Consider the following 19,790-nt stretch of genomic DNA (forward strand, 5'->3'; position numbering starts at 1 on the left):
TGAAAAAGGCCGGCGCAAAGATACAGACCGACGGTAGAAAAAGGGAATATCAAATCCTAAATAAATGTAACGGAAGGGTGTCGCCAGCGTTACCGACGGTTCAGGTAGTCCTGCAATAAAATGACGGCGGAAATCTCATCAACCAGCGCTTTGTTCTGCCGTTGTTTCTTCTTCAGTCCACTGTCGATCATCGTCTGGAACGCCATTTTGGAGGTAAACCGCTCGTCCATCCGCACGACGGGCATATCCGGAAACCGGGTCTTGAACTGGGTCAGGAAGGCTTCTACCCACACGGCGCTTTCCGATGCGGTGTTGTCCATCTGTTTGGGTTCGCCCAATACGACTTTTTCCACCTTCTCCTGAGCAAAATACGCCGCCAGGAAATCGAGCAGTTTCGGCGATTCGACCGTCGTCAGTCCGGATGCGATCAGTTGCAATTCATCGGTGACGGCAATGCCCGTGCGTTTATGTCCGTAATCAAGGGCGAGGATGCGCATTATTTTTTCTCTTTTTTAATCGCACGTTCGGGAATGCGTTCACCGTCGAGTTGCCGGATCCGGATTTCATGCCGTACCCTTTTTTTGCTCATCTCGTTGTACAAGGCGCCTCCCATTATTCCAAACGACACGGACATCGCACCTACTTGCTCCCCATTGGGTCCGACGATCACATCTCCTTCAAAATACAACTCGCCCTCCCTTTTGTAAAGTGTCTCCAGTTTTCCTTCGTGAACGATATACGCTATGCCGTTTTCGACAATGGCATACACTTGCTCCAATTCCATCGGTATGAAGTCGCCTTTAAAATCCTTATAGCTGATTTTCTTTAGTTTCCCTTTTGCATTCCGTTCCACCTGAAACGAGGTAGTTGAGGGCTCCATCATGCGAAGACGATCAAAAGAGGTGTAGAGGCCATCTACGTACTGGTCGGACGAATATAACGGTGACTTTCTTTTTTCATAGTCGTCGATGGCCTTTATATCGTCCCAGGAAATTACAGGATAATCGGACGAAGGGCGTGCCATGGTGGACGCAAGAAAATCGTTAACCACCCGACTGGCAACGACAATATTGACGTCAAACGGCTTGTCGGTAACAACAGCCGTAGTTGTGTCGATGGTAGCCAACAGGTGATAATCGGCTTTGGAACGGCCGTAGGCATACGCTTTGAAGAAAAATCGGGCGGTCGTCTTACCATCGCGCCATTCTTCAGAAAAACCAAAACGACGCACCTGGATAACAAGCGTGTCCGACGTTCCCTCCGCTTCTTTCAATATGTCGAAATTAGTGGCTATCCCTTCGGCCAATGAGGGGATGGGAAAATAATATCGGGGCTCGCGCAGTCCGCCGGGAAAGGTGTAACCGTAATTCGGGATAACCGGTGACTCGAAAGCCCGACACGCACCGTAGCTACTCTTTACCTTGTAACCCGGTTTGAAAAACGAAAAGTCGGCATTCTTCTGTGCCACGCAGGTACCGATTGAGAATAGAGCAAGCGCTGTTAGGAGATGGAAAAACCTGTACATCTTATTTGTTTTTACCCACCCGCAAAAGTAACGGAAAAACCACTTCCCTCGGCCCGTCACCCCATACTTCCAGAAGCGTTTGCCGGATTTGGTCAACGGGGTTTTCATTGAAATGGGCTTTGTATTGTGTCACGGCCGACCAGGTTTCGAGATAGCCCAGTATCTGTTCCGCGGTACGGCTGACCTTATAACTCATGGGCTCGCACGGAATTTCGTCGAAGGGGAAGGGAAGCGTACGGTATCCTTCATCGATCCAGTGGCGCTCCGGGTCCCAGAACGGCCCCACGACGTCATGGTAAAAAGGTCGGACGATGGCATCGGCTTCGGGAAAACTATGGAACAACTGATACCCGAGCAGGGCGATGATACCGCCCGGTTGCAGCACGCGCGTCGCTTCGTCATAAAACAGGTCGAAATCGAACCAATGCACGGCCTGTGCCACGGTCAGGAGGTCGAAGGAAGCATCAGGAAAATCAAGTCGCTCGGCCGGCATCACATGGTAGAGGATATTCAGCTCGTTGTGTGCATATTGCAGTTGGTTATGGCTGATATCCGTCGCATCCACATGATGGAAATGCGGGGCGAGTTTGGATGCCAGTTGCCCGTTTCCCGTTGCGACATCGAGCGCGCGTTCACGACCCGGTGTCAGGGCAAGGATGCGCGCCACGAGCGCCCCGGGATAATCCGGACGGAAGGCAGCATACCCCCCGGAAACGCCTGAAAAATGATCTTTCATACGAAAATGGTATACGGCAAGCTACGAAATTCTGCCCAGTCGAACGCACCAAAATCGCGTATATTTGCCGTAAAATTACAACTGCATGGACACACTCCGCTCCCTCATCGAAAGCGCCTGGGAAGACCGTTCCCTTCTCCAACATACCAAAACAACCGACGCCATCCGCACCGTCATCAACCTGCTTGACGAAGGCACCCTTCGGGTTGCCGAACCGACCGCAAAAGGGTGGCAGGTGAACGAATGGGTGAAAAAAGCCGTGGTGTTGTATTTCCCGATCCAAAAAATGGAAACCCTTGAAGCCGGCATCTTTGAATACCATGATAAAATGCCCTTGAAGCGCGATTATGCGGCGAAAGGCGTGCGGGTCGTGCCGAATGCCGTCGCTCGTCATGGGGCGTATATTTCGAAGGGCGTGATCCTGATGCCGAGTTATGTAAATATCGGGGCCTATGTTGACGAAGGTACTATGGTTGACACCTGGGCCACCGTCGGCAGTTGCGCCCAGATTGGTAAGAACGTCCACCTCAGCGGAGGCGTCGGTATCGGCGGTGTATTGGAACCGTTGCAGGCCGCGCCGGTCATCATCGAAGACGGGGCCTTCATCGGATCGCGCTGTATCGTTGTGGAAGGCGTGCGCGTGGAAGCCGAAGCGGTATTGGGCGCGAATGTCTGCCTGACCGCCTCCACCAAAATCATCGATGTCACGGGCGACACTCCCATTGAAATGAAAGGCGTGGTACCGGCGCGCTCCGTCGTGATTCCGGGAAGCTACACCAAATCATTCCCTGCCGGCGACTACCAGGTGCCCTGCGCGCTCATCATCGGCAAACGTAAACCTTCGACAGACTTGAAGACGAGTTTGAATGAAGCGTTGCGGGAGTATGATGTGGCGGTGTAATGAACAATGAACGATGTACAAGTAACAATGAGGGGTGGACAGAACGTTGAAAGCCGTCGGAATGAACTCGCTCATCGATCCTTGCTCCTGACTCCTAACTCCCAACTCCTTCCGTGAAAATCCTCGTCATACAGCTTAAAATGATTGGAGACGTCCTCGCGACCTCCATCATCTGCAACAACCTGCGGAAGGTGTATCCGGACGCGCGGATCGATTATGCGATCTATCCGTTCACGAAGCCGGTGGTGGAAGGAAACCCGAACATTGACCGGTTGGTGTTGTTTACGGAGGAGATGCACAACAGCAAACGGGAACTCCTACGGTTCCTGAAAACCATCCGGAAGGAGCGGTACGATGTGGTTATCGACGCCTACGGGAAGCTAGAGAGCAACCTGATGGCGCTGGCATCCGGGACAAAGACGAAAGTGGCCTTCCATAAAGGGTATACGTCTTTCTTTTATACCAAAACAGTCCGGGAACTGCCAGCACCCCGCACTACAGCCGGAACGGCGCTCGAAAACCGGATGAATCTATTGGGGCTCGTGGCACAACGTCCGGACTTCGATATCCGCCCCACTATCTGGCTGTCAGAGGACGATTTGGCGATGGGACGCGAGCGAATGGCTGCAGCCGGAATCGATCCGAACGCCACCGTTTATATGATTGGGGTCATCGGCAGCGGAAGGACAAAAACGTACCCGACGGCCTACATGGCCCAGTTGCTTGATACGATTGTAGTCCACACCCAGGCGACCTTACTTTTTAATTATATGCCCTCGCAAGCCGCGGAAGCACAAGCGATTTTCGATGCCTGTTTACCTGCAACACAGACACACATCCGACTGGACCTCATTCCGGGTAGCATCCGAGAATTTCTTGCGCTTACCGCACATTGCGATGCGTTGATTGGCAACGAAGGTGGTGCGGTGAACATGGCAAAAGCCATCAGCATCCCGACCTTCACAATTTTCTCTACGTGGATCAAAAAAGAAGCGTGGAGTTCCTTCGAAAACGGCAGCACCAATGTCTCGATACACCTGAAAGACGTTAAGCCTGAACTCTATGGCGACAAATCACCTAAGGAGATGAAGTCCCAGGCGCTGGAATTATATGATGCGTTCACACCCGACCTTATCGCACCCGTGCTGGTCGACTTCCTCCAAAAGAACAGAAAATAAAAGTTAGGAAGTCGGTTTTTCGCCTTTGACGATACCGAAAGGTGTCCAGTTGAGTTTACGCTCTTTCACTTCCTTCCGGATGGCCAGGTTGGCGGCGAGTCCTTCAGGCGTTTTATAGCCCCGTGCATGGTCCAAATGCAGGCAGATCGCTTTGTGGCGGATCTGGAGTCCACGGATACCATTGTTTTCCAAACGCTCACCGAACTCGCGATCGGGTCCACCGTACTTCATGCGTTCGTCGTAGCCGTTGATCGCAATCATGTCGTCGCGGAAAGCGGACGAATTGCAGTTATTGAACGAAGGATTAGTGGGTGTCACGGTGTCCAATACACTAGCCAGTGTGGCATCGGCCCGGAGTTTGAGCGTTTGTGAGAAACCGACCTTACCGAATTTCTTGAGCCATTTCACATCGAAACACCGTCCGGCGCGGATATCATCCGGTTCGATAGCAGTGCTGGCCTCCATATTCAGTTTACAGTAGCCCCCGGAAAGGAATCGTCCACGTTGTGCGTAACGGGCGTGTACTTCCACAAAATCCTTACGCGGAATGCAGTCGCCGTCGGTCATGATGATATACTCGTGCTGCGCCTCCATGATGGCTACGTTCAGGATTTCCTGCCGGCGATAGCCGAGGTCTTCGTGCCAAAGGTGGCGAACAGGGACTGGATAATGGGCGGCATACTGCTCGATCAGCTCACGTGTGGCGGGGCGTGACCCGTCGTCGGCAATGATTAGCTCGAAGTCTTTGTATGTCTGCACACTGTATCCGATCAAAACTTTCTCCAACCAATTCTCGGCGTTGTAGGTGCTGACGACTACGGAAATTTTCATAAATTTTGGCTTCGGGCTTTGCAAAAGTACTAAATAAATTATATTTGTTGCACAATTGCTAATGAATGGACTTAACCCGTAAGGCCCCCATTTCGGTTCTTATCATAACGCTGAATGAAGAGTCCCACATGAGGGAACTTTTGACTGATTTGGACTTTGCAGACGAGGTAATAGTAGTCGATTCATACAGTAAGGACAAAACGAAGGAGATCGCACAATCCTTCCCGTACGTCACATTTATAGAACACCCTTTCCAGAATTTCACGGCCCAACGGAATTTCGCGATCGATATGGCGCGAAACAATTGGATTTTGTTCATTGATGCCGACGAGCGTCTGACGCCCGAACTAAAACAGGAGATCCTGGAGACGGTCGAGCGCAACGAACCCGTAAACGCCTACCTGTTTTACCGGAAGTTCTTTTTCAAGCGAAAAGTACTTCATTTCAGTGGCTGGCAGACCGATCGTATCTTCCGGCTCTTCCGCAAAGACAAAGCGCGTTACACCGCCAAGCGCCTCGTGCACGAGAAACTCGATGTTGACGGACGCATCGGGGTGTTCCGCAACAAGTTGATACATTATTCCTACGCCGATTACGAAAGCTATAAAGGCAAAATGCTCACATACGGCAAGTTAAAGGCAAGGGAAAAATTCCAGAGCGGTTTCAAACCGACCTTTTTCCATTGGCATGGCCACGCGCTGTATAACTTCCTCTACCAATACCTGGTGCGACTGGGTATCCTTGACGGCCAAAAAGGATTCGTCATCTGTTACCTGAATGCCCTGAGCGTCAGGGAAAGGTACCGCGAGTTGCGGAAACTCTACCGCGACGATAAAAAATAACAGCCATGGCAGCGCAATTCGATCATTTCCTGATTACGCGGTTCAACCTTCGCAATCCGAAATGGGAATTGACGAAAAATCGCGAAACCCTGTTAACCGACCAGTGGATGACGGAGCGCCTGGCCCTATTCGCCAATTTTTGCCTGCCTTCCGTGGCGGCACAATCCAACAAAGATTTTCGCTGGCTACTGTTCTTCGACGACACCACGGCACCCGCTTTCCGACAGCAGATGGCCGAGATGACAGCCCCGCATCCGTTCATCGAAATCCACTATATAGCCGGAATGGCGGCGTTCTACGACAGCATCGCGCAACTCGTCGGACGCTCGGAAAAGCCCTACCTCATCACGTCCCGGCTCGATAATGACGATTGCATCCACCGCGACTTCATCGCAGAAGTGCAGCAGCAATTCGACCGCCAGGACTATCTCGCCATCGACGTCCACAAAGGCTATTCACTGCAGGTCGAGCCGGTTATGATGCTTGGCAAAAAAGAACACGTTTTCAATCCCTTTATCAGCCTTATCGAGAAAAACGAGCAGCCACGTACGGTATGGGCAAACGACCACAACCATTGGAAGAAAGAGTCGCGCGTGCGTCCCCTGACTCACCGTAGGCTGTGGATGTCAATCATCCACGAAAAGAACAAGGTGAATGAATTCGACGGATATGGAAATGTGGATTGGAACGACTTACGGCAACAATTCATCGTCTCAGAGGCCATCGATACACGCATTCAGCATACACTGTTACCGGTCTCGAAATGGCGCTTCCTCAGTTTCCGCAACCGCCTGTATGTCAAATGGGTGATGCTGAACAAACTGTTCAAAAAATCACTCGGACTCTACCGGGTCAAGAAATAGGTTTAGCTTTTGCGACTAGGATAACGGTCCAAAACCTCCTGCAATTCATCAATCATCTGCTTGGATATGACCTCTTTCGTAGAGGTCGCCATCAGGAAGCGGTAGCCGTTTTCAACGCAGCGGTTGCGCAATTCAGCGTCGTCCAGCATGCGCTCTACGTTGTCGGCAAAATCGACGGGATCGGCCACTTGGGCCAACAACCCCGTCACTTCATGTTCCACTATGGTGGGTATGCCACCGGCCCGCGTGGCTACGACTGGCACATGACAGGCATAACTCTCCAGGATTACACCACCTGTCGGTTCATTGTCAGACGTGAAGAGAAGTAGGTCAAATTCCGGTAAGACATCGGGAATATCGCGACGGAATCCGGTGAAAACAACGTGTTTTTCGATGCCAAGTTCGATTACCATTTCACGGATCTGTTTTTCGAGTCCGCCCTCACCCACCAATACAAAGGTCATCTTGCGCCCCCGTTTCAGCAATTCGGCTGCCGTCCTGACCCAGGTCGGTATGTCTTTCATCGGCTGGAAGGCCGAGATATTGCCTACGATCGCGTGATCATCGGGGATGCCGAATTCGCGTCGCAGCAGGCCGTCGGGTTGGGTTTTGGGGAAACGCGCCACATCCGTAACGCTTCCGACGATGCGAAGGCGTGAGTGGTCGCGTACGGCAAACTTCAGGATGTCGACCACCGGCTGTGAGACACAGATGATCTTATCGATACCTTTATAATTGTATTTCCACTTGCGGAAAAAATTGGTATCAACCCGTTCAATCATCGTACGGCACAGCACCAGCGGGATGTCAAGACCAAAGAACATCTTGGCCAGCACGGCGATGGTATGCGCCTTGCTGCTGTGTATGAAGACGATGTCGGCGCGTAACTCGCGGCACTTCTGGGCCAACACCTTCGCGAACTTCAGGTCGTATTCGGATTTGAAATCATACCCGAGTGCCTGCAATCCTTTTTCGCGCGACACCCGCAAGACGGCCGAGTCGTTACGGCAGACGATCCATTGATCTTCCACGTAGCCGAAATCGCGAAACGCCTCATAGAGGTAAATGATTTTTTGTTCGTGTCCGCGCCATCCGTCCGCGGCCGTAAACTGTAGTAATCTCATAGCATTCTTTGCACTGCAAAGGTACAAAATTACCTCGACGAAATGCGATGTTTTCGTTGGAACCGCCCTATTTCGGCAGGAATACAAGGCGTTTTTCATACTTTCGCAAGAAAAAGAACGTGGAGCTTATTTCCCAGGAAGTGCACAACGCCTTTGAGGTGATCCAAAACGGTGGCCTCATTCTCTATCCCACTGATACGGTGTGGGGAATCGGCTGCGATGCCACCCAACCCGAGGCGGTGGCGAAGGTATATGCCCTGAAGCAGCGGGCCGAGGCGCACAGCCTGATCTGCCTGGTCAACGGCGATCGCATGCTGCACCAGATTTTTCGGGAAATACCCGAGGTCGCCTGGCAGATTATGGATTATGCCGAACGACCTACCACGCTCATTCTTGACGAACCCCGCAACGTGGCGCCCAATATCATTGGGGCCGACAACAGTCTGGGCATCCGGGTGGTGAAGTCGCCTTTTTGCTACAAACTGATGGAACGGATGAAAAAACCGTTGGTTTCCACTTCCGCCAACCTATCCGGGCAAGCCACTCCGAAAAGCTTCAAAGAAATCAGTCCGGAAATTATCGCGGGCGTTGACTATGTCGTAAATTTGCACCACGATACAATCTCCGGACGTCCCTCCTCTATCATCAAACTAACCAAAGATGCGCAGGTGAAGATCATCCGGAAATGACGCATGAAAACAGGCACTTATTTCCTTCCGGCACTCGACACACCTTTATTTACACTGGTTTCGAAAGCCGCCCGTGAACTTGATCTCGACGCTTACGTTATAGGAGGCTTCGTTCGCGATTTACTTTTGGAGCGCGAAACCAAGAAAGACATCGACATCGTAGCTGTGGGAAGTGGCATTTCGCTTGCGGAAAAGGTGGCGTCGCTGTTGCCCCACAAACCGAAAGTACAGGTGTTCCGGAATTACGGTACGGCGATGTTGCGGTACCACGACACCGACATCGAGTTTGTAGGCGCCCGAAAGGAATCATATCGTGCCGACAGCCGGAACCCGCTGGTGGAAGACGGCACGCTGGAAGACGACCAAAACCGGCGCGACTTCACCATCAACGCACTCGCCTTGTCACTGAATGCCTCCAATTTCGGGGAATTGCTCGATCCGTTCGGCGGACTTTCCGATTTGGAAGCGAAGTGCATCCGGACGCCGCTCGACCCCGATATCACCTATTCAGACGACCCGTTACGGATGTTGCGCGCGATTCGTTTTGCCTCCCAACTCGATTTTACGATTGATGCGGATTCCCTGGCGTCCATCCAACGCAACAACGAACGTATTTCAATCATCTCGGGCGAACGCATCGTAGAGGAGTTGCATAAAATCCTGGTGACGAAACGTCCTTCACAAGGCTTCCTGTTGTTGCACCAAACAGGGTTGCTCGACCGCATCCTGCCCGAACTCACCGCGCTGAACAACGTCGAGGAGATCGAGGGACATACCCATAAAAACAATTTCTACCATACGCTTGAGGTAGTGGATAACATTGCTGCCCACACAGACGACCTTTGGCTGCGCTGGGCCGCCCTGCTGCACGATATTGGCAAGGCCCCGACACGGCGGTTTTCGAAGCGGCAGGGTTGGACGTTCCACGGACATGAATTCGTGGGAAGCAAAATGGTGCGAAAGATATTCGAACGCCTGCACATGCCGCTGAACCACAAGATGAAATATGTGGCGAAAATGGTGTCACTGAGTTCACGACCGATTGTGCTGTCACAGGATATCGTGACCGACTCCGCCGTTCGTCGCCTGGTGTTTGACGCCGGAGAAGACGTCGAAGACCTCATGGTGCTTTGTGAGGCGGATATTACGACCAAAAACCCGGCTAAATTCCGGAAATACCATAGCAATTTTAAGATTGTACGCCGTAAAATCACCGAAGTGGAAGAACGCGACCACGTGCGCAACTTCCAGCCGCCGGTGACCGGAGAAGAAATCATGGCTTATTTCAGCATCCCGCCGTCACGCGAGGTCGGCATCCTGAAAGAAGCCATCAAAGAGGCCATCCTCGAAGGAGATATCCCGAACGAGCATGGCGCAGCCTTTGATTTCATGCTCCGGAAAGCGGCCGCCATCGGACTAAAACGTTAACCCCATGAAACGCTTTACTTTTTTCGCCCGCACCTCCCTTATTTTAGTTTATCTGGTGATTGTGGCCGGGGCACTGGTGCGCATGACCGGCTCTGGAATGGGTTGCCCTGACTGGCCAAAATGCTTTGGTTATTATATTCCGCCTACCGACATCAAAGAGTTGACATGGGCACCGCATCGCGCTTTTGAAGACGGACAGGTGATCATACACGACGAAAAACTGCTCGTGGCGGAAGGCGATTTCACAACAGGTGACACCTTCGATGCTGCAAACTGGCGTCCGTATACCAAACACGATTACGCGATATTCAATGCGGCCCACACCTGGACCGAATACCTGAACCGCCTGGTAGGGGCTTTGGCGGGGCTCGCCGTCTTATTGATGGCGGTGTTTTCCTTCAAGACCCAAAAACGACGCATCATACTGCTGTCGTGGCTGACCGTTGGCCTGATGTTTTTCCAGGCGTGGCTGGGCGCACGGGTCGTCTATTCCGTCCTGAACCCCGCGAAGATCACGATTCACATGCTGGTGGCTCTTTTGATTGTGGCCGTTATTTTATATGTCATCCACCTGGCAAAAGACGCCGCGACCAGCCGTTTCCGCTACGACCGCAGTTTCCGTACCGCCCTTTGGATTGGGTTGGTACTGTCGATCCTCCAGATTGCAATGGGTACGCAGGTGCGACAGGCGGTGGATGCACAGGGAACGGAAGACTTCCTGGCCGATTCCGGACTCTTGTTCTACATCCACCGGTCGTTTTCGATACTTGTGTTGCTGGTAAACGGCCTGTTGTTGTATCGCAACCGCCTGCTGCAACTCGGACATTCGAAAGTGCGTTGGATCGTGGCGCTTATCCTGTTGGAAATTGTCACCGGGATTGCGATGTATTACTTCGATTTCCCGTTCAGTAGCCAGACCTTCCACGTCGTCGCGGCGGCCCTGTTGTTTGGTTTGCAGTTTTTCCTGTTGCTCGAATCAGGGAAAAAACCAAAAGCAGTTTCTACTACTTAACCGATCCAGGTTTTAAATTCCGATACGCGCTCCCGGGCTACGATGACCTCATCGGCTTTGTAGGATGGGAGTATCACTTTGAGGCGCGAATTCGAATAGAGCAGGATCTCGCGGATAGCTTTCAGTGGCAGGATGAATTTCCGGCTGACGCGGAAGAAATCGGTCGGGTCGAGTTCGCCTTCCAACTGCTCGAGGGTTTGGTCGAGTAAGTAATCGCGGTTATCGAAGGTGTGCAGGTACGTGCCTTTGTTTTCGCTGTAGAAGCATTCCACCTCCTCGATTCCGATCATTTTCAACTGTTGCCCAACCCGGATCGTAAAGCGCTTGCGGTATTCTTTCTGCGTTCCCCCGTCGAGTAATTTCCGGATGGCCTGTAGGTCGAGTGAAGCCGGCGTACGGCTGTTTTGCCGTTCTATGAACTTGTCGATGGCTTTCTGCAGGTCGTCTTCGTCGATGGGCTTGAGCAGGTAATCGATGCTGTTCAGCCGAAAGGCCCGCAGGGCATACTCGTCGTAGGCGGTGGTGAAGATAACCGCGCTTTTGATCTCCACCGTTTCAAAGATCTCGAACGACAATCCGTCCGATAACTGTATATCGAGAAAAATCAGGTCGGGATGCGGCTGTTCGCGAAACCAATCAATCGCTTCGGCGACGGAATGCAGCATATCTGATACCGGATAACCGAGTTTTTCGATCTTCCGTTGCAGCAGTCGCGCCGCCGGCTTTTCGTCTTCAATGATAAGGATTTTCATAGGGATCGTAAGGTATGGCGGGCTATTCCCACTTTTCGCGTTTTTCCTTCTCCATATATTTCCGTATCTGCTTCTCCTCCCAATTCGATCCGAAAATGAGGTTCAGTCCGAATACGCTGAAGGCATGACCGGCGAGGCCTACACCCCAAAAAATGGCAGTCGAGAAATTCCAGATGCGGAAGATACTCTGGTCTTCCGGCGTGTAGTACATATTGATGCCGATCAGGACGCAATTGATGATGATATAGACCACCAGGTGCCCGTAGAAACTCTTGATGCGTTTGACCTTTCGTTCCGCGATGCTATAGCGATCTTCCGGAAACGTGCTTTGAAATCGTCTTCTCATCATTCAAATGTTTTACGGCGACGTTCTTCCTGTTCCATGAATTCCCGGACTTTCCGTTCTTCCCAGTCTTTTCCAAAGGGCGAATAATTGAATACTTTCATGCCGTGAAAAAAGACCCCGATTCCCCAACCCAGCATCGGCCAGAAAAACCAAAGCTGGTCGGGCGACGTCATAAGGTTGATGACAAGGAAAAAGATGTTAAAGGCGATGTAAGCCGTGAGGTTTCCGTAAAAACCGCGGATTTCTTCCACGCGTTTCTTGGCGCGGCGGTATTTCTGTTCGTCTTCGTTTTGATAGGTTTCCATTGGTTCTAATATGTTTGGTTATGTATTATTTCCAGGTACGTGTTTGTTCTTTTGAAAGCAATTTTCGAATCTGCCGCTCTTCCCACCGCGCGCCGTAGCCGAAGATGGAAAACGTATGGAGGACGAGCCCCATACCCCATCCGCACACCGGAAACCAGAACCAGTAAAAGTCGGGCCCATAGCTGAGATTGATGTAAATCAACAGCGGAACGATACAGCAGTAGGCAATCAGGTTGGCGTAGAAGCCTTTGAGGTCTTCCACCCGTCGTTTCGCCCGGTAATACGCCGTATCGGTTTCAAAGGCATCGTCGAGGGAAAGGAAGGTGAGTTTCGACAGGATCGGAAGGCGTACACTAAAAAGCGTCTCCGTTTCCTGGATGGTCATCTGTCGGTCGGTCAGGATGGCATACCGCTCAACGATGTTGCGAAGGCCGACGCCTTTCCGTTCCGACAGCACCTCTTTCTTTTGCAGGCTGTTCTCGACGACCAGTTCATTGGCTTCGATGGAAATCCGGATGTGCAGCGGGCGTTTCTCTGATACGACGTTGTGTTTGACAGCGTTCTCCAACAGCAACTGAAGTGACAAAGGCACAACTTTTCCATCCGGATTTTCAATCTCCGTTGGCAATTCGAACGTAATGCTGTCTTCGAACCGCATATGCAGTAATTCCATGTAGGTGCGGGCAAACGACAATTCCTCTTCTACCGGCACCAGCTCTTTGTTGCGCTGGTCGAGTACGTAACGATAGACCTTTGCCAATGACGTAGTGAAGCGCTGCGCCATTTCCTGGTTTTCCTCGATCAGCGAACTCAATACATTGAGGCTGTTGAATAAAAAATGGGGATCGATCTGGTTCTTCAGGCTTTCGAACTGGGCGGAAGCCGTTCCGGCGATGATCTTCTGTTCTTTTACCCGGTGTTCCTGATAGGCTTTGTAAAGGGTAATGGCATAGACCGACAGCGTAATGACCAGCGTAATGATGAAAAAGAAAAAGTAGTTCGTTATGTGCTCTTTTGCCAGAAAGTCGTCGAATGACATCCGTTTGACCGCCACGGCATCGATAGAGCGGATGACGAACACGATACCCATCGACATCACCATAGAAGCTGCCACACCACTGATGATCGAGCGGGCGGAGAAACCGTCGCCGGTTCGCGCCACGGCCCTGAAAAGAAACGCATTGGCCATATAGATTACCACCGTATACACAAAGGTGTAGGTCAGGCTTTTTCCTAAATCGGCCACCGACGGAAGGGCCCCGTTAAACCCATAATCGACCAGTGTGAGGATCACGAACAGCGCCATCGACAACCATACGGCTTTTACGAATTGTCTTCTGTTGGAGTGTAAAGTGGCTTTCATATCAGAGCGCTATCGGATGAAACAGATTTATTTTTTGGCACACTGCGCCTGTGCTTCCTTGGCGCGGTCGAGTCCCCACTGCGGGTAAAACGGCACATCCGATTTGAATGTCGCAAACAGTTCGATCGCGCGGTCAATCTGCTGGCACATGGGGGTGATGTCTTTCCCGAAGTACTTGGCGCCACCGATTTCAAACTCGGCCTTACCAAATACGACGCGCGGGTTATTGGGCGCGAGCTTCTCTCCTTTTTCATATTCCTGCATCGCCATGCCCGAGTATTTCATGCCATTGGTCATGGGGTCGTAGACAATCCAGGCGGTGTAAATCAGTGCCTGCAAGACGTTGAGTTCGGCGTTGTCGGGCGAAACCAGAAATGCCTGGTCTAGTGCGTCCTGGGCTTTGGTCAGCAAGGCGGTGATTACTTCTTTGTCTTTGGTTTTGAAAGCCGAGGTGGCGTTGACCAAGCCGACATAATACGTAGGAATCCAGTTGCTCTTTTCGGCAGAGGCGATGCGCTCGAAAAGATCTGATGCCTCTTTGTCTTTTCCTTCGTCCCAAAGGGCAAAGGCTTTTTTCATGCCGTCCTGGTAACGGTCCTGTGCCGATGCGAGCAGGGTGCAGAGGAACAGGGTAAAGGTAATGATGGTACGTGTCATAATCGTTTGATTTAAAGGTTGTAAGTATGGTTCAAAAGTACGGTGTCTGTGCAATGGCTACTAATAAAGTGGGACGAAACGTCGTTTTTGGATGACCAACCGTCGTAACCGATGCGCATTTATAAATTATTCAACTGATTGCTTTTCTTGTCTTCGCTGATCGACCAAAAGAAGCCCACGAAAAAGAAGCGATCGGCCGTGGGTTCAATGGCCCGGCGTGGGAAACGTCCGGAACCATCGGCCGTGTTGGCGTACTGATACCCGAACACATTTGCCACATTGAAGAGGTTCGAAATCGAGAAGTAGAGTATCTTCTGCTGGCTCAACAAATACGCCCAACCGAGGCTGGTGTTGTGATACGGCCGGGTGCGGTCTGACAGAAAACCCGATTCATTAGGATTGGTGTACGGCCTACCCGACGTGTAACTATGGGTAATCCCGATCTGCGACCGCCATTCGCTCACAAAAAACTTCGTTACCAGCGAGAAATTGTGCTTGGTCGCAAAACCCGGCATGGTCTCGGTCGGATAATTCTGGTACTCCCGCTGGGTATCCAGAAACGAATACGACACCCAGTACTCGAGGTTCTTGATCAGCTTGCTGTCGCGCCAGAAGATATCGAGGCCTTTTGCATAGCCAAACCCGTCGTTGCGGAAAACCGAGTTCGACTGTGACGTTTCGGTATCATACGACACAAGGTCACGATAGTTTTTATAGTAGGTCTCGGCCCGAAAGGTACGCCCGTCGCGGGCATACTGGAAATTCAGGATATAGTGTCCCGACTTCTCCGTTTCAAATGCGTCCTCGTATTTCAGGTAGTCCTGACGGGGTGCTTGTGAGAACCGTCCATACGCCAGCGCAAACTGTCCGAAACGCGAGACTTTATACGCCAACGACGCCCTCGGTGACAGATCCGTCTGGTTGATGTAGTGGTTGTCTGTGGCACGAACACCCGCCTTGAATGCGAATTTTTTCGACAGGAAGACATCCATTTCCACATAACCCGCTGCGATGCCGCTGTCGTAGCCCGACTGGAAGGTACCACCGGAATTCCCCAAATACGACTCGTCGAACTTCGTACGGAAGTAGTCACCGCCGACCGTCAGCTTCACGCGATCGGAGAACTTCTTCTGGAGTTTCAGTTTCACCTGTCCGGCCGTTTCTACGTTCGACACGTCATCCAGGTTGATACCGATTCCGTTTCGGCTGTAGCCAAATCCGACTCCGGCGTGTATCGACCAGTTGTCCCACATAATGCCTTTGTAGACCGAATTGAAGTAAAAGTTATTGTTGGCCAAGTCAAAGCGCACTTTTTCGGGTTGGTTGATGTCGACCTGATTCAGGTCAAACCGGGCGGCATCGAACGCTCCGTAGACCTTGAGTACGCCGTCGTTGAAGTGGTGCCGGTACACCGCTTCTCCCGACAAACTCTCATACGGGCGGTTCCAGTCGACAGCCTGCGGTATCGCCACCTGATACGGCGCCAGGTTGATGTAGGCCGTATTAAGACTAAACGAATCTTTCTTCCATTTTTGGGTGTTGCCGACACCCAGGCCAACCGTCATCAGCGACACATCCGTTTTCTCCTGGTCGGGTTCATCAATCGTGTTCAGCAATAAGACACTTGACAAGGCTTCTCCGTATTCGGCAGAATAGCCGCCTGTAGAAAAGGAAATCCCACTGAACAAAAACGGCGAGAAACGCCCACGGGTCGGGATGTTGTTGGCAGATGCACCATACGGTTGCGGCACACGAACGCCATCGACAAACGTTTGGGTTTCATCGGCTTCCCCACCACGCACGAACAACCGACCGCTCTCGCCGACGGTTTGCGTGCCGGGGAGCGTTTGCAAGGCGGCGATAATATTTCCGGCTGAACCCGCTGTTGTGACGATGTCAAGCGGCTTCAACACCGATACGCGCGCTTTTTCACCGGCTTCCATGGTGCCCGCGGTAATCACAACGGCATCCAGAGCATTCACGCTTTCTTTCAGGCGAATGGATAGATTCGTAGCGGCCGCCACGTCAACTTCCAGGCTGAACGGTTCAAAGGTCAGGAACGTCACGCGGAGCAGTCGGGTTCCGGTTTCTGCTGTTGCAAACGAAAACGTACCGTCTGCGGCGGTCGAGGTGCCGTCATACGTTCCGTCGAGGAACACATTCGCCCCTTCCAACGGACGGCCTTTCGGGTCGGTAACCGTGCCGGATACCGTGCGTTGCCCGTAGGAGAAAAGAGAAACGAAAAAGAAAAGAGGTAGTAGACACTTCATGTGAGTTGGTTTGATGACGCAAAGTTGGTGTTTTGGCCACGCTTCCAAAAATAACGTTTTCCGAATTGTCTTTTTTTGGGGATGAATTGTAAATTGCTGCCCGAAACCAAACCAACACATGCAATCACGGTTCTTCTTATGGCTCACGCTGTTCGTGGGTACTCTTCAAGCGCAGGTCACCTTCGATCCGGGTGCCATCACCGACGCCTCCGGCAAGACGTTTACCTGTCTTATCCGCAATGAAGGATGGGTCAGCAATCCGGAGGATCTCACCTACAAAATAGGGGAAAATGGCGATGTTCGATCACTTACGCTGAGAGAGATAAAGGAATTCCATATCGACTCGATCGTCTCGTATGTAAAGGCAAAAGTAACCCTTGACATGTCTTCGCCCAATGTAGGGTACTATTCCAAGAAACGTGATCCGGAATGGCAAGACGCCGAAGTGTTACTGAAAGTATTGGTCGACGGCGATAAAGCGCGTTTATATGGATGGCGAAAAGGCAACGTACAACGGTTCTTCTACGCAACGGCAGCGGAGGGTCCCATCGTGGCGCTCGTCTACAAAAAATACGTCATCGAGGAAAAAACAGGCGTCAACAATCATTTCCGCGAACAACTGCGACAACTACAGAAAACGGTAGGGACCGACACCGATCTAAACGTCGACGAAATATCTTATGATACACGAGACCTGACCAAAGCCTTTGTCGTACTCAATGGCATATCGGCAAAAAAAATGACCAAAACAGAGAAAGGCGATTTCAATTTACGAATTGGAGCGGGTATAAGTCTGGCACATGTCGACTACCATTCTACTTTCGGAAGTGCCCAATTCGAGCCACATACGAATGCCTACTTTGCACTGGAAGCCGAATATATCTTCGGGTTCAACCGCCAAAAATGGGCCGCTTTCGCAGGTGTTGGCACTACGAGTTATAAACCCGTACCTGTAAGCGTGTTGGAAGAAAACGATACGCGCATGCACTATGACGCAGTCGAGGTTCCATTTGGTGCCCGCTATTACATGTATCTGTCTAAACGCTCACGACTGTCGCTGGACTTCGGTATAACAGCCGCATTCCTGCGACACGGCGAATTCGAGGATACCTATGGCGATCTACAGATGGAATCAAGCGTCAATGCCTTTGTGTCGGCCGGTTACCAATGGAGCGTACTCGGCCTCTATGTACGCTACAACGGCCAGCGTGAGCTGGTGGACTACAATAGCGATACCGTAAAATACAAAAGCGTTACGATGGTCGTTACGTATAAACTCTTCTAAAATATGAGATTACTATTACTACTACTTACGTGCGTCACGGCAAGCCTGTACGCCCAAGTACGCTATGAACCCGGTTACTTTATCGACAACAACGGCAAGCGCACCGATTGTCTGGTTCGTGATATCGGCTGGTTCTACAGTCCGAAGAAAATGGACTACAAACTGACAGAGACAGACGAAAGCAAAACCATCGGAATGGAAGAACTCCGCGCTTTTTCAGTCGGGGTAACAAAATTCGAACGCTATACGGTCGATATCGACGTATCCGGCTCGAGTGCACAGACGCTTAGCACCGAAAAGCAACCGAAATGGGAAAAACAAACCGTCTTTCTAAAGGTAGTAATAGAAGGCGAAACGACGCTTTATTCCTATACGACGTCAAGCACACAGCGCTTTTTCTATGCCAAAAAGGGCGAGACCCCTGTGCAACTGGTATATAAGGAATACCTGAAAGAGGATAATTCCATCGGTGCGAACAATTTCTTCCGGCAACAACTTTTTCTACTCGCCGGAAGCCCGGCATCAGATAAAAAGACCATTGAAAAACTGAATTACACCGAAAAAAGTCTTTCTGCTTTTTTCTTATCCCTCCAACCGCAAGCGGTAACAGCCACAGCGACAGTTGACCGGCGTAGTGCCGGGAAGACGAATTGGCAACTACGGCTCAAAGCGGGCGTGTCGTTTGCCCAGTTGAAAGGCTCAGACTACAATAAAACCTTTTCATTTTCAGCCGCCGCCGTGGTACCGGTCGTCGCATTTGATGCCCAATACACGCTCCCATTAGGGCGTAATAAATGGTCACTATTCGTATCGCCCAATTTCGAGCGGATCAATCAGGACAACGACTATACCCATCAGGCAAAAACGGTAAGGGTGAACAGCCATCTCAACAGGCTCCAGCTTCCTCTCGGCATGCGGCACCATTTCTTTTTCACGCAAACCGATGCCGTTTTTATTGGCGGGCAACTCAATTTCAATATCCCTTTCCGATCGTCCCTCGCCGTTGACGCACCGGGTTCCGTACCGGATCTCAACCGTTCCGCCATTGCTGTCGGCAAAACGATCTCATTTGGTTTGGGCGCCGGTTGTACGATACGAAAATGGTCGTTTGAAGCGCGTTACGAAACACCAAACAAGATTTCACGGCTTTGGGAAGATTGGAATATCGATTATAGCGGCTTTAGGTTACTGCTCGGATACCGTATCTTCTGAGTCGTTAAAGTATTGATAACCCGCTTCCGTCTCTCAGCGTGACGCTGTATCTTAGAAAACAAAAATCGCCATGAAGATTCCGTCACATTATCTTCCGGTCATGCCCTACCTCATCGTAAACGACGCACAGACGTTTTTCACGATGGCAGTAGAAGTATTCGGAGCCAAAGAGCAATACCTCTCGCGTCTCGGCGACGGCACCATCCGGCACGGTGAAATTCGCCTGCACGATGCGGTCATTATGTTTTCACAAGCCAATGAGAAATTTACCGCAAAGCCGGCCGGGATGTTTCTCTATGTTGAAAATGTCGACACGATATACAATAAAGGCCTCCAACACGGCGGCATTTCCCTGATGGCACCCATGACCCAGGAATACGGCTACACCGCCGGCTTCGAAGACCCTTATGGCAACCAATGGTGGATCGTCGAAGGCGCTTCCTCCTGATATCCCACACCAAAATCCCTCCA

Annotated in this window: 21 protein-coding genes; 10 read left to right on the forward strand and 11 right to left on the reverse strand. The window is 51.3% G+C overall.

Annotated features, from left to right (window positions below):
- Positions 1-89: 89 nt before the first annotated feature.
- The 3 genes from ruvX to MKO97_RS13270 are packed head-to-tail and all read right to left on the reverse strand — an operon-like array spanning position 90 to position 2,261.
- Positions 90-500, reverse strand: a complete 411-nt coding sequence (gene ruvX, locus MKO97_RS13260) for a Holliday junction resolvase RuvX (protein WP_241105531.1) — start codon at positions 498-500, stop codon at positions 90-92.
- On the reverse strand, positions 497-1,525 hold the full coding sequence (locus MKO97_RS13265) for a hypothetical protein (protein WP_241103692.1): 1,029 nt from the start codon (positions 1,523-1,525) through the stop codon (positions 497-499). The genes ruvX and MKO97_RS13265 overlap by 4 nt, the downstream gene beginning before the upstream one ends.
- A gap of 1 nt (position 1,526) precedes the next feature.
- Complete coding sequence (locus MKO97_RS13270) at positions 1,527-2,261, reverse strand: class I SAM-dependent methyltransferase (RefSeq protein WP_241103693.1); 735 nt, start codon at positions 2,259-2,261, stop codon at positions 1,527-1,529.
- 85 nt (positions 2,262-2,346) lie between these two features.
- Between MKO97_RS13270 and MKO97_RS13275 the strand changes: the two genes are divergently transcribed.
- Positions 2,347-3,162 (forward strand): 2,3,4,5-tetrahydropyridine-2,6-dicarboxylate N-succinyltransferase, encoded by an 816-nt coding sequence (locus MKO97_RS13275; protein ID WP_241103694.1) that lies wholly within the window; start codon positions 2,347-2,349, stop codon positions 3,160-3,162.
- 140 nt (positions 3,163-3,302) lie between these two features.
- Positions 3,303-4,340: a glycosyltransferase family 9 protein gene (locus MKO97_RS13280; RefSeq protein ID WP_241103695.1), complete on the forward strand. Its 1,038-nt coding sequence runs from the start codon at positions 3,303-3,305 to the stop codon at positions 4,338-4,340.
- 3 nt (positions 4,341-4,343) lie between these two features.
- Here the strand turns inward: MKO97_RS13280 and MKO97_RS13285 are convergent, their stop codons facing one another.
- Positions 4,344-5,171, reverse strand: coding sequence for a glycosyltransferase family 2 protein (locus MKO97_RS13285; RefSeq protein WP_241103696.1), 828 nt, complete (start codon positions 5,169-5,171; stop codon positions 4,344-4,346).
- 65 nt (positions 5,172-5,236) lie between these two features.
- Here MKO97_RS13285 and MKO97_RS13290 point away from each other — a divergent pair, with 65 nt between their 5' ends.
- Both MKO97_RS13290 and MKO97_RS13295 read left to right on the forward strand, forming a co-directional pair.
- Positions 5,237-6,013 (forward strand): glycosyltransferase family 2 protein, encoded by a 777-nt coding sequence (locus MKO97_RS13290; RefSeq protein ID WP_256463644.1) that lies wholly within the window; start codon positions 5,237-5,239, stop codon positions 6,011-6,013.
- A 5-nt stretch (positions 6,014-6,018) separates the two neighbouring features.
- Positions 6,019-6,876, forward strand: coding sequence for a glycosyltransferase (locus tag MKO97_RS13295; protein ID WP_241103698.1), 858 nt, complete (start codon positions 6,019-6,021; stop codon positions 6,874-6,876).
- Between the two features lie 2 nt (positions 6,877-6,878).
- Here the strand turns inward: MKO97_RS13295 and MKO97_RS13300 are convergent, their stop codons facing one another.
- Positions 6,879-8,000 carry a glycosyltransferase family 4 protein gene (locus MKO97_RS13300; protein WP_241103699.1) on the reverse strand — a complete coding sequence of 374 codons (1,122 nt, stop codon included), beginning with the start codon at positions 7,998-8,000 and terminating at the stop codon, positions 6,879-6,881.
- Between the two features lie 119 nt (positions 8,001-8,119).
- Between MKO97_RS13300 and MKO97_RS13305 the strand changes: the two genes are divergently transcribed.
- From MKO97_RS13305 to MKO97_RS13315, 3 genes are read left to right on the forward strand one after another with little or no spacing between them, the layout of a single operon-like run.
- A complete protein-coding gene (locus MKO97_RS13305; protein ID WP_241103700.1) occupies positions 8,120-8,689 on the forward strand; it encodes an L-threonylcarbamoyladenylate synthase in 570 nt (189 codons plus the stop codon).
- A gap of 3 nt (positions 8,690-8,692) precedes the next feature.
- Positions 8,693-10,117: a CCA tRNA nucleotidyltransferase gene (locus MKO97_RS13310; protein ID WP_241103701.1), complete on the forward strand. Its 1,425-nt coding sequence runs from the start codon at positions 8,693-8,695 to the stop codon at positions 10,115-10,117.
- Positions 10,118-10,121: 4 nt separating this feature from the next.
- Positions 10,122-11,129, forward strand: a complete 1,008-nt coding sequence (locus MKO97_RS13315) for a heme A synthase (RefSeq protein WP_241103702.1) — start codon at positions 10,122-10,124, stop codon at positions 11,127-11,129.
- Here the strand turns inward: MKO97_RS13315 and MKO97_RS13320 are convergent.
- From MKO97_RS13320 to MKO97_RS13345, 6 genes are all read right to left on the reverse strand, one after another.
- Positions 11,126-11,881 (reverse strand): LytTR family DNA-binding domain-containing protein, encoded by a 756-nt coding sequence (locus MKO97_RS13320; RefSeq protein WP_241103703.1) that lies wholly within the window; start codon positions 11,879-11,881, stop codon positions 11,126-11,128. The two genes, MKO97_RS13315 and MKO97_RS13320, sit on opposite strands and share 4 nt — an antisense overlap.
- A 22-nt stretch (positions 11,882-11,903) precedes the next feature.
- Entirely contained in the window at positions 11,904-12,227 is a 324-nt protein-coding gene (locus MKO97_RS13325; RefSeq protein WP_241103704.1) for a 2TM domain-containing protein, read from the reverse strand.
- A complete protein-coding gene (locus MKO97_RS13330) occupies positions 12,227-12,532 on the reverse strand; it encodes a 2TM domain-containing protein (protein WP_241103705.1) in 306 nt (101 codons plus the stop codon). Before MKO97_RS13330 ends, MKO97_RS13325 begins: the two co-directional genes overlap by 1 nt.
- Before the next feature lie 25 nt (positions 12,533-12,557).
- On the reverse strand, positions 12,558-13,895 hold the full coding sequence (locus tag MKO97_RS13335; RefSeq protein ID WP_241103706.1) for a histidine kinase: 1,338 nt from the start codon (positions 13,893-13,895) through the stop codon (positions 12,558-12,560).
- Between the two features lie 27 nt (positions 13,896-13,922).
- Positions 13,923-14,552 carry a M48 family metallopeptidase gene (locus MKO97_RS13340; RefSeq protein WP_241103707.1) on the reverse strand — a complete coding sequence of 210 codons (630 nt, stop codon included), beginning with the start codon at positions 14,550-14,552 and terminating at the stop codon, positions 13,923-13,925.
- Positions 14,553-14,671: 119 nt separating this feature from the next.
- Positions 14,672-16,822, reverse strand: coding sequence for a TonB-dependent receptor (locus MKO97_RS13345; RefSeq protein WP_241103708.1), 2,151 nt, complete (start codon positions 16,820-16,822; stop codon positions 14,672-14,674).
- A 118-nt stretch (positions 16,823-16,940) separates the two neighbouring features.
- Here MKO97_RS13345 and MKO97_RS13350 point away from each other — a divergent pair, with 118 nt between their 5' ends.
- The 3 genes from MKO97_RS13350 (at position 16,941) to MKO97_RS13360 (ending at position 19,767) form a co-directional block, all read left to right on the forward strand.
- The gene (locus MKO97_RS13350; RefSeq protein WP_241103709.1) at positions 16,941-18,107 is read left to right on the forward strand and encodes a hypothetical protein; all 1,167 of its coding nucleotides are present in this window, start codon (positions 16,941-16,943) and stop codon (positions 18,105-18,107) included.
- A gap of 3 nt (positions 18,108-18,110) precedes the next feature.
- The gene (locus tag MKO97_RS13355; RefSeq protein WP_241103710.1) at positions 18,111-19,319 is read left to right on the forward strand and encodes a hypothetical protein; all 1,209 of its coding nucleotides are present in this window, start codon (positions 18,111-18,113) and stop codon (positions 19,317-19,319) included.
- Positions 19,320-19,389: 70 nt separating this feature from the next.
- Positions 19,390-19,767: a glyoxalase/bleomycin resistance/extradiol dioxygenase family protein gene (locus tag MKO97_RS13360; protein WP_241103711.1), complete on the forward strand. Its 378-nt coding sequence runs from the start codon at positions 19,390-19,392 to the stop codon at positions 19,765-19,767.
- Positions 19,768-19,790 lie beyond the last annotated feature (23 nt).

Source organism: Flavobacterium sp. HJ-32-4, assembly GCF_022532105.1.
In the GTDB taxonomy this organism is placed as follows: Bacteria; Bacteroidota; Bacteroidia; order Flavobacteriales; family Flavobacteriaceae; genus Flavobacterium.

Coding starts and splice junctions, on each gene's coding strand:
- MKO97_RS13265 (WP_241103692.1), bottom strand. CDS start 1,525: ATGTACAGGTTTTTCCATCTCCTAACAGCGCTTGCTCTATTCTCAATC.
- MKO97_RS13270 (WP_241103693.1), bottom strand. CDS start 2,261: ATGAAAGATCATTTTTCAGGCGTTTCCGGGGGGTATGCTGCCTTCCGT.
- MKO97_RS13275 (WP_241103694.1), top strand. CDS start 2,347: ATGGACACACTCCGCTCCCTCATCGAAAGCGCCTGGGAAGACCGTTCC.
- MKO97_RS13280 (WP_241103695.1), top strand. CDS start 3,303: ATGATTGGAGACGTCCTCGCGACCTCCATCATCTGCAACAACCTGCGG.
- MKO97_RS13285 (WP_241103696.1), bottom strand. CDS start 5,171: ATGAAAATTTCCGTAGTCGTCAGCACCTACAACGCCGAGAATTGGTTG.
- MKO97_RS13290 (WP_256463644.1), top strand. CDS start 5,237: ATGGACTTAACCCGTAAGGCCCCCATTTCGGTTCTTATCATAACGCTG.
- MKO97_RS13295 (WP_241103698.1), top strand. CDS start 6,019: ATGGCAGCGCAATTCGATCATTTCCTGATTACGCGGTTCAACCTTCGC.
- MKO97_RS13300 (WP_241103699.1), bottom strand. CDS start 8,000: ATGAGATTACTACAGTTTACGGCCGCGGACGGATGGCGCGGACACGAA.
- MKO97_RS13310 (WP_241103701.1), top strand. CDS start 8,693: ATGAAAACAGGCACTTATTTCCTTCCGGCACTCGACACACCTTTATTT.
- MKO97_RS13315 (WP_241103702.1), top strand. CDS start 10,122: ATGAAACGCTTTACTTTTTTCGCCCGCACCTCCCTTATTTTAGTTTAT.
- MKO97_RS13320 (WP_241103703.1), bottom strand. CDS start 11,881: ATGAAAATCCTTATCATTGAAGACGAAAAGCCGGCGGCGCGACTGCTG.
- MKO97_RS13325 (WP_241103704.1), bottom strand. CDS start 12,227: ATGAGAAGACGATTTCAAAGCACGTTTCCGGAAGATCGCTATAGCATC.
- MKO97_RS13330 (WP_241103705.1), bottom strand. CDS start 12,532: ATGGAAACCTATCAAAACGAAGACGAACAGAAATACCGCCGCGCCAAG.
- MKO97_RS13335 (WP_241103706.1), bottom strand. CDS start 13,895: ATGAAAGCCACTTTACACTCCAACAGAAGACAATTCGTAAAAGCCGTA.
- MKO97_RS13340 (WP_241103707.1), bottom strand. CDS start 14,552: ATGACACGTACCATCATTACCTTTACCCTGTTCCTCTGCACCCTGCTC.
- MKO97_RS13345 (WP_241103708.1), bottom strand. CDS start 16,822: ATGAAGTGTCTACTACCTCTTTTCTTTTTCGTTTCTCTTTTCTCCTAC.
- MKO97_RS13350 (WP_241103709.1), top strand. CDS start 16,941: ATGCAATCACGGTTCTTCTTATGGCTCACGCTGTTCGTGGGTACTCTT.
- MKO97_RS13355 (WP_241103710.1), top strand. CDS start 18,111: ATGAGATTACTATTACTACTACTTACGTGCGTCACGGCAAGCCTGTAC.
- MKO97_RS13360 (WP_241103711.1), top strand. CDS start 19,390: ATGAAGATTCCGTCACATTATCTTCCGGTCATGCCCTACCTCATCGTA.